This is a genomic window from Pseudoalteromonas xiamenensis, assembly GCF_017638925.1.
GTDB classification, from domain to species: Bacteria; Pseudomonadota; Gammaproteobacteria; order Enterobacterales; family Alteromonadaceae; genus Pseudoalteromonas; species Pseudoalteromonas xiamenensis.
The window spans coordinates 2,453,536-2,460,000 of the sequence record NZ_CP072133.1 but is presented as its reverse complement, the minus strand read 5'-3'; the positions used below and the strand labels follow the sequence as shown (position 1 = coordinate 2,460,000).

Here is a 6,465-nt window from a genome sequence, read left to right as displayed (position 1 = left end):
CACAGATGATTGCTTTATATTGTTAAAGAACGAATCGAACTTTCAAAGTTCGCCGCGAAACGTGTCGCGGTAGGGATGCGCATCTTACGTCATCCACATTTTTTGTCAACACTTAATTTTGATTTTCTTTCGAAGCTCGCCACTCAGTTTTACTTGACTCAACTTCAACTTCACACTTTGCTTTGCAGCGCCGTTGTCCGTCTCAGTGGGGTCGCATTATAGGGCGATCCAAAAAAGGATCAAGCGTTTTTTTTGAAAAAACTTAGAAAAATGGATCGTTCGAGCAAATAACGAGCTAAAACATCCAAAACCGTATGTTTTCACCCTATCACTGTCTATTTATTCAGCAAATATAACTCCAAATTTCCTTGAAAACTTGCTTAGACTTTCTTTTTCTGTTGTTTGGATCTCATTTAAAGAGATTTTCAGCCCTCTTTTACTCTGATCCTAAAAGTATCTCGAATAGATCTTATAGATGATCTTTAAGCGTTTTTATACGGTATGCAGGGGTGTCAAGGCTGTTTGAGATAATGAAGCCTTCGCTTCTACCACAAATCGAGATGAGGGACATTGATCGTAAAGTCGATGCAGTTTTACATAAACGATGAATTATTCGATCCCATAGACACATCTATATAGAGATGAAAGACGAAGTGCAAATTAGAAAGGGATTAACTAAGACTTACAATCGCCCAATGCGATAGCATTCACAATTAAATAGAAGATAGAAGATAGAAGATAGAAGATAGAAGATAGAAGATAGAAGATAGAAGATAGAAGATAGAAGATAGAAGATAGAAGATCAGTATTACGTTTAAAACAAATCGCTTGTAAACAAAAAGCCGAGCTAGGCTCGGCTTTTTATGTGTCTATATAGACTTACTCAGCAGACTGTGCGTCTTCTTGAGCTTCAGCCGCTGGGCGGTCTAGTAGCTCAATGTAAGCCATTGGTGCGTTATCACCAGCACGGAAGCCACACTTAAGAATACGAGTGTAACCACCTGGACGGTTCGCGAAACGCGGGCCGATCTCAGTGAAAAGCTTACCAACAACTTCATTATCACGCGTGCGAGCAAACGCTAAACGACGGTTTGCTACGCTGTCAGTCTTAGCCAGTGTGATTAAAGGCTCAATTACACGGCGCAACTCTTTAGCTTTTGGCAAAGTAGTCTTGATGATTTCGTGCTTCACCAAAGAACCAGCCATGTTGCTGAACATCGCTTTGCGATGGCTGCTGTTACGGTTTAATTGACGACCACTCTTACGATGGCGCATGACCCTATCCTTCTAACTAAACTAATACAGTAACTTAGATTACTCAGCTAGACTTGCAGGTGGCCAGTTTTCTAGGCGCATGCCCAGAGAAAGACCACGTGAAGCTAGTACGTCTTTGATCTCAGTTAGAGACTTCTTACCAAGGTTTGGCGTTTTAAGAAGCTCAACTTCGGTACGTTGTACTAAGTCACCAATATATTGAATTTGCTCGGCTTTCAGACAGTTTGCAGAACGAACAGTCAGCTCAAGATCATCAACTGGACGAAGCAGAATAGGATCGAATTCAGGCTTCTCTTCTTTCGCTTCTGGCTCAGAAACGTCACGTAAATCTACGAACGCTTCTAGCTGCTCAGCTAGGATAGTTGACGCACGGCGGATCGCTTCTTCAGGATCCAAAGTACCGTTAGTCTCCATATCAATGATTAACTTGTCTAAATCTGTACGCTGCTCAACACGAGCTGACTCAACCGAGTACGCAATACGCTCAACCGGGCTGAATGATGCATCAAGCAACAGACGACCGATTGGACGCTCATCGTCATCAGAGGATAAGCGGCTTGACGCTGGCACATAACCACGACCACGCTGTACACGAATGCGCATGCTGATCTCAGCGTTATCTGCTGTTAAATGGCAAATAACGTGCTCTGGGTTAGCGATAGTAACATCACCATCGTGCTGGATGTCAGCCGCAGTCACAGGGCCTAGGCCAGATTTAGTCAGGGTAAGGAAAACTTCATCTTTACCTTCTAGAGATACTGCCAGACCTTTAAGGTTTAACAGAATTTCAATGATGTCTTCTTGTACGCCTTCTTTCGCGCTGTACTCGTGCAACACACCATCGATTTCAACTTCAGTCACTGCACAACCTGGCATTGACGAAAGTAGGATACGACGTAATGCGTTACCTAGCGTGTGACCAAAGCCACGCTCCAACGGCTCTAAAACAACTTTAGAACGTGATGGACTTACTGCTTCAATCTCGACTAACCTTGGCTTTAGGAATTCGGTTACAGAACCCTGCATGTTATCCTCTCTTAACTCTTAACTTTACTTCGAGTAAAGTTCGACGATTAGTTGTTCGTTAATGTCCGCAGACAGATCTGAACGCTCTGGTAGGCGCTTGAAAGTACCTTCCATTTTGCTACCGTCAACTTCAATCCAAGTTGGCTTTTCACGTTGCTCAGCCAACTCTAGAGCAGCGATGATACGCGCTTGTTTCTTAGACTTCTCACGAACTACAACTACATCTTCTGGAGTAATAGTGTAAGAAGGTACGTTCACAACACGACCATTAACCATAATCGCTTTGTGGCTTACTAGCTGACGTGCTTCAGCACGTGTGCTTGCAAAACCCATGCGATATACAACATTGTCTAAACGTTGCTCTAGAAGCTGTAATAGGTTTTCACCTGTGTTACCTTTAAGGCGAGCAGCTTCTTTGTAGTAGTTACGGAATTGCTTTTCTAGCACACCGTAAATACGACGTACTTTTTGCTTTTCACGTAGTTGCAGACCGTAGTCAGATAGGCGACCCTTACGAGCACCGTGCTGACCAGGAGCAGTTTCAAGTTTACACTTAGAGTCAATTGCTCTTACGCCGCTTTTAAGGAACAGGTCAGTACCTTCACGACGACTTAGCTTGAGCTTAGAGTACCAAATATCTTGCCATGTTCTTTCTCCTAACCTATGTTATACGCGACGTTTCTTCGGTGGACGACAACCATTATGTGGGATTGGCGTCACGTCAGTGATGTTAGTGATACGGAAACCAGCAGCATTCAATGCACGAACAGCAGACTCACGGCCTGGACCTGGACCTTTAATGAATACTTCTAGGTTCTTAAGACCGTACTCTTGTGCAACTGCACCTGCACGCTCAGCAGCAACCTGCGCGACGAACGGAGTAGACTTACGAGAACCGCGGAAACCAGAACCACCTGCAGTCGCCCAAGAAAGAGCATTACCTTGACGGTCAGTGATGGTCACAATAGTGTTGTTGAATGACGCATGGACGTGTGCCATACCGTCAGCAACTTGCTTTTTGACCTTTTTACGACGAATTGGTGCTTTAGCCATAACTTACCCCACCTTATTTCTTGATAGGCTTGCGAGGACCCTTACGAGTACGCGCGTTAGTCTTAGTACGCTGACCACGTAGTGGAAGCGAACGACGGTGACGTAAGCCACGGAAACAACCAAGATCCATAAGACGCTTGATGCTCAATGTAACTTCACGACGAAGGTCACCTTCAACAGTGTACTTGCCAACTTCTTCACGAAGGATGTCAAGTGTAGCTTCGTCTAAAGTGCCGATCTTTGTGTCTTCGGCGATATTTGTCGCAGCTAAGATAGCCTTAGCGCGTGTTTTACCTACACCATAAATCGCAGTTAAAGCGATAACTGCATGCTTATGATCAGGAACGTTAATGCCAGCGATACGGGCCACTAACACATCTCCTATAAATTGATTTGGTATACTATTAGTTTGAAAAGCCCGCAAGGATACTCAAACGCAGACCAAATCCAGTTAAAAACACAGGCTAAGTATAAATACTCAGCCTGCACGTCTATTTAATTAGCCTTGCCTTTGCTTGTGCTTAGGCTCACTGCAAATTACGCGTACTACACCAGCACGTTTAATAACTTTACAGTTACGGCAGATTTTCTTAACGGAAGCACGTACTTTCATTGCTCAACTCCGTGAAAACGACCTTATCGGCCATAGCCTTTAAGGTTTGCTTTTTTCAGCACAGACTCATATTGATGTGTCATCATATGCGTTTGTACTTGTGCCATAAAGTCCATGATCACAACAACGATAATCAAAACCGATGTACCGCCGAAGTAGAATGGCGTTTGCCATGCCATAGTCATAAACTCGGGCACCAGACAGATAAAGGTTATATACAACGCTCCAGCTAATGTGAGGCGTGTCATCACTTTATCAATGTATTTAGACGTCTGTTCACCTGGGCGAATGCCTGGAATAAAGGCACCTGATTTTTTCAGGTTATCTGCAGTCTCACGCGGGTTAAATACCAACGCAGTGTAGAAAAAGCAGAAGAAGATAATCGCTGCTGCAAGAACGACCGCGTACAACGGTTGACCAGGAGTCAACACACTTGAAATCGCAGACAGAACATCAGCAACTGGACCTTCACCTTGTCCGAACCAGCTTGCTATTGTACCAGGGAACAAAATGATACTGCTAGCAAAGATTGGTGGAATAACACCCGCCATATTAACTTTCAACGGCAAATGCGTGCTTTGAGCAGCATACACCTGACGACCTTGTTGACGCTTTGCGTAGTTAACGACAATACGACGTTGACCACGTTCAAAGAACACCACCAAGTAAGTCACAGCGAATACAACCACACCAATTAGCAACAGCACAAAGACATTCAAATCACCTTGGCGCGCCATTTCTGCTGTCGAACCAATCGCAGACGGCAGGTTAGCTACAATACCAACAAAAATCAGAACTGAAATACCGTTACCGATACCGCGTTCTGTAATTTGTTCGCCCAGCCACATAAGGAACATAGTACCAGTTACTAAGCTCACCACAGCGGTGAAATAGAAACCGAAACCAGGGTTAACAACTAACCCGTCCATCATGTTTGGCAAGCCTGTAGCAATACCAATTGACTGGAATGTAGCAAGCACGAGCGTACCATAACGTGTGTATTGGCTTATCTTCTTACGACCTGCTTCGCCCTCTTTCTTCAGCTCAATCATCGCTGGATGAATGTGCGTAAGAAGTTGAACGATAATCGAGGCCGAAATGTACGGCATAATACCCAAAGCCAATACAGAAGCACGCTCAAGCGCACCACCACTGAACATGTTAAACATTTCAACGATGGTGCCCTTTTGTTGCTCGAAGAACTCGGCAAGTACAGCGGCGTCAATACCAGGGATTGGCACAAATGATCCAAGACGGTAAATAATGATCGCACCCAATACGAATAGTAATCGGCGCTTCAATTCCGCAAGGCCACTTTGTGCACTTTGCATTTCTTTACCTGGTTTAGCCATAGTGTACTTCCTTACTCTTCTACCTTGCCTCCGGCAGCTTCGATAGCTTCGCGAGCACCTTTAGTCACTTTAAGACCTTTTACAGTAACTGCGCGTGAAACTTCGCCAGATTTTACAACTTTAACGAACAGAACGTTCTTTTTAATCAAACCAGCTGCTTGAAGCGTGTTTAGATCTACCGTATCGCCTTCAACTTTAGCGATTTCGTATAGGTTTACTTCTGCAGACACAAGTGACTTGCGAGAAACGAAACCAAACTTAGGTAGACGGCGTTGCATAGGCATTTGACCGCCTTCAAAGCCCCAACGAACTGAAGAACCTGAACGTGACTTTTGACCTTTGTGACCACGGCCCGCAGTCTTACCAAGACCAGAACCGATACCACGACCAAGACGTTTCTTCTCAGTTTTCGCACCTACAGCAGGTGAAAGTGTATTCAAATGCATTCGAATTACCCCTCAACCTTAACCATGTAATAAACTTGGTTGATCATACCGCGTACTGCTGGCGTATCTTCAAGCTCAACAGTGTGGTTGATACGACGTAAACCAAGACCGCGTAAAGTTGCTTTATGCTTCGGTAAACGACCGATAGAGCTCTTTACTTGAGTCACTTTTACAGTATTTGCCATGGTTAATTACCCCTGAATTTGTTCAACAGATAGACCACGCTTAGCTGCGATCTTAGCTGGAGAGTTCATGCTCTCTAGCGCAGATACAGTTGCGCGAACGATGTTGATCGGGTTAGTTGAACCGTATGCTTTTGACAGTACGTTATGTACGCCCGCAACTTCTAGTACTGCACGCATCGCACCACCTGCGATGATACCTGTACCTTCTGATGCTGGTTGCATGTAAACTTTAGAACCCGCGTGGCGACCCTTGATAGGGTGCTGTAGCGTGTGACCGTTTAGATCAACAGTAATCATGTTACGACGTGCTTTTTCCATTGCTTTTTGAATAGCAGCTGGAACTTCACGTGCTTTACCGTAACCGAAACCTACTTTACCTGCGCCATCACCAACAACAGTTAGTGCAGTGAAACTAAAGATACGACCACCTTTAACCACTTTAGACACACGGTTTACCGCGATTAGCTTCTCAGCCAATTCTGGCTGTTGTGCTTTTGCTTCTACGTTAGCCATTG

9 protein-coding genes and 1 pseudogene are annotated in these 6,465 nt (G+C 44.6%); all 10 read right to left on the bottom strand.

From position 1 onward, the window contains the following. Positions 1-879: 879 nt before the first annotated feature. Positions 880-1,275, bottom strand: coding sequence for a 50S ribosomal protein L17 (gene rplQ, locus J5O05_RS11950; protein ID WP_005490733.1), 396 nt, complete (start codon positions 1,273-1,275; stop codon positions 880-882). Between the two features lie 39 nt (positions 1,276-1,314). Then, positions 1,315-2,301 carry a DNA-directed RNA polymerase subunit alpha gene (locus tag J5O05_RS11945; RefSeq protein ID WP_208842232.1) on the bottom strand — a complete coding sequence of 329 codons (987 nt, stop codon included), beginning with the start codon at positions 2,299-2,301 and terminating at the stop codon, positions 1,315-1,317. A gap of 24 nt (positions 2,302-2,325) precedes the next feature. Then, a pseudogene (rpsD, locus tag J5O05_RS11940) lies at positions 2,326-2,947 on the bottom strand (30S ribosomal protein S4). A gap of 20 nt (positions 2,948-2,967) precedes the next feature. Then, positions 2,968-3,354 carry a 30S ribosomal protein S11 gene (rpsK, locus tag J5O05_RS11935; protein WP_208842231.1) on the bottom strand — a complete coding sequence of 129 codons (387 nt, stop codon included), beginning with the start codon at positions 3,352-3,354 and terminating at the stop codon, positions 2,968-2,970. A gap of 13 nt (positions 3,355-3,367) precedes the next feature. Beyond that, the gene (gene rpsM / locus J5O05_RS11930) at positions 3,368-3,724 is read right to left on the bottom strand and encodes a 30S ribosomal protein S13 (RefSeq protein ID WP_005490737.1); all 357 of its coding nucleotides are present in this window, start codon (positions 3,722-3,724) and stop codon (positions 3,368-3,370) included. Between the two features lie 129 nt (positions 3,725-3,853). After that, the gene (gene rpmJ / locus J5O05_RS11925) at positions 3,854-3,967 is read right to left on the bottom strand and encodes a 50S ribosomal protein L36 (protein WP_002959476.1); all 114 of its coding nucleotides are present in this window, start codon (positions 3,965-3,967) and stop codon (positions 3,854-3,856) included. 23 nt (positions 3,968-3,990) lie between these two features. After that, the gene (gene secY, locus J5O05_RS11920) at positions 3,991-5,319 is read right to left on the bottom strand and encodes a preprotein translocase subunit SecY (protein ID WP_208842230.1); all 1,329 of its coding nucleotides are present in this window, start codon (positions 5,317-5,319) and stop codon (positions 3,991-3,993) included. Between the two features lie 11 nt (positions 5,320-5,330). Beyond that, positions 5,331-5,765 carry a 50S ribosomal protein L15 gene (gene rplO, locus J5O05_RS11915; protein ID WP_208842229.1) on the bottom strand — a complete coding sequence of 145 codons (435 nt, stop codon included), beginning with the start codon at positions 5,763-5,765 and terminating at the stop codon, positions 5,331-5,333. Positions 5,766-5,770: 5 nt separating this feature from the next. Then, entirely contained in the window at positions 5,771-5,950 is a 180-nt protein-coding gene (gene rpmD / locus J5O05_RS11910; RefSeq protein ID WP_208842228.1) for a 50S ribosomal protein L30, read from the bottom strand. Between the two features lie 6 nt (positions 5,951-5,956). Further along, positions 5,957-6,463 carry a 30S ribosomal protein S5 gene (rpsE, locus tag J5O05_RS11905; protein ID WP_208842227.1) on the bottom strand — a complete coding sequence of 169 codons (507 nt, stop codon included), beginning with the start codon at positions 6,461-6,463 and terminating at the stop codon, positions 5,957-5,959. Positions 6,464-6,465: the final 2 nt, after the last annotated feature.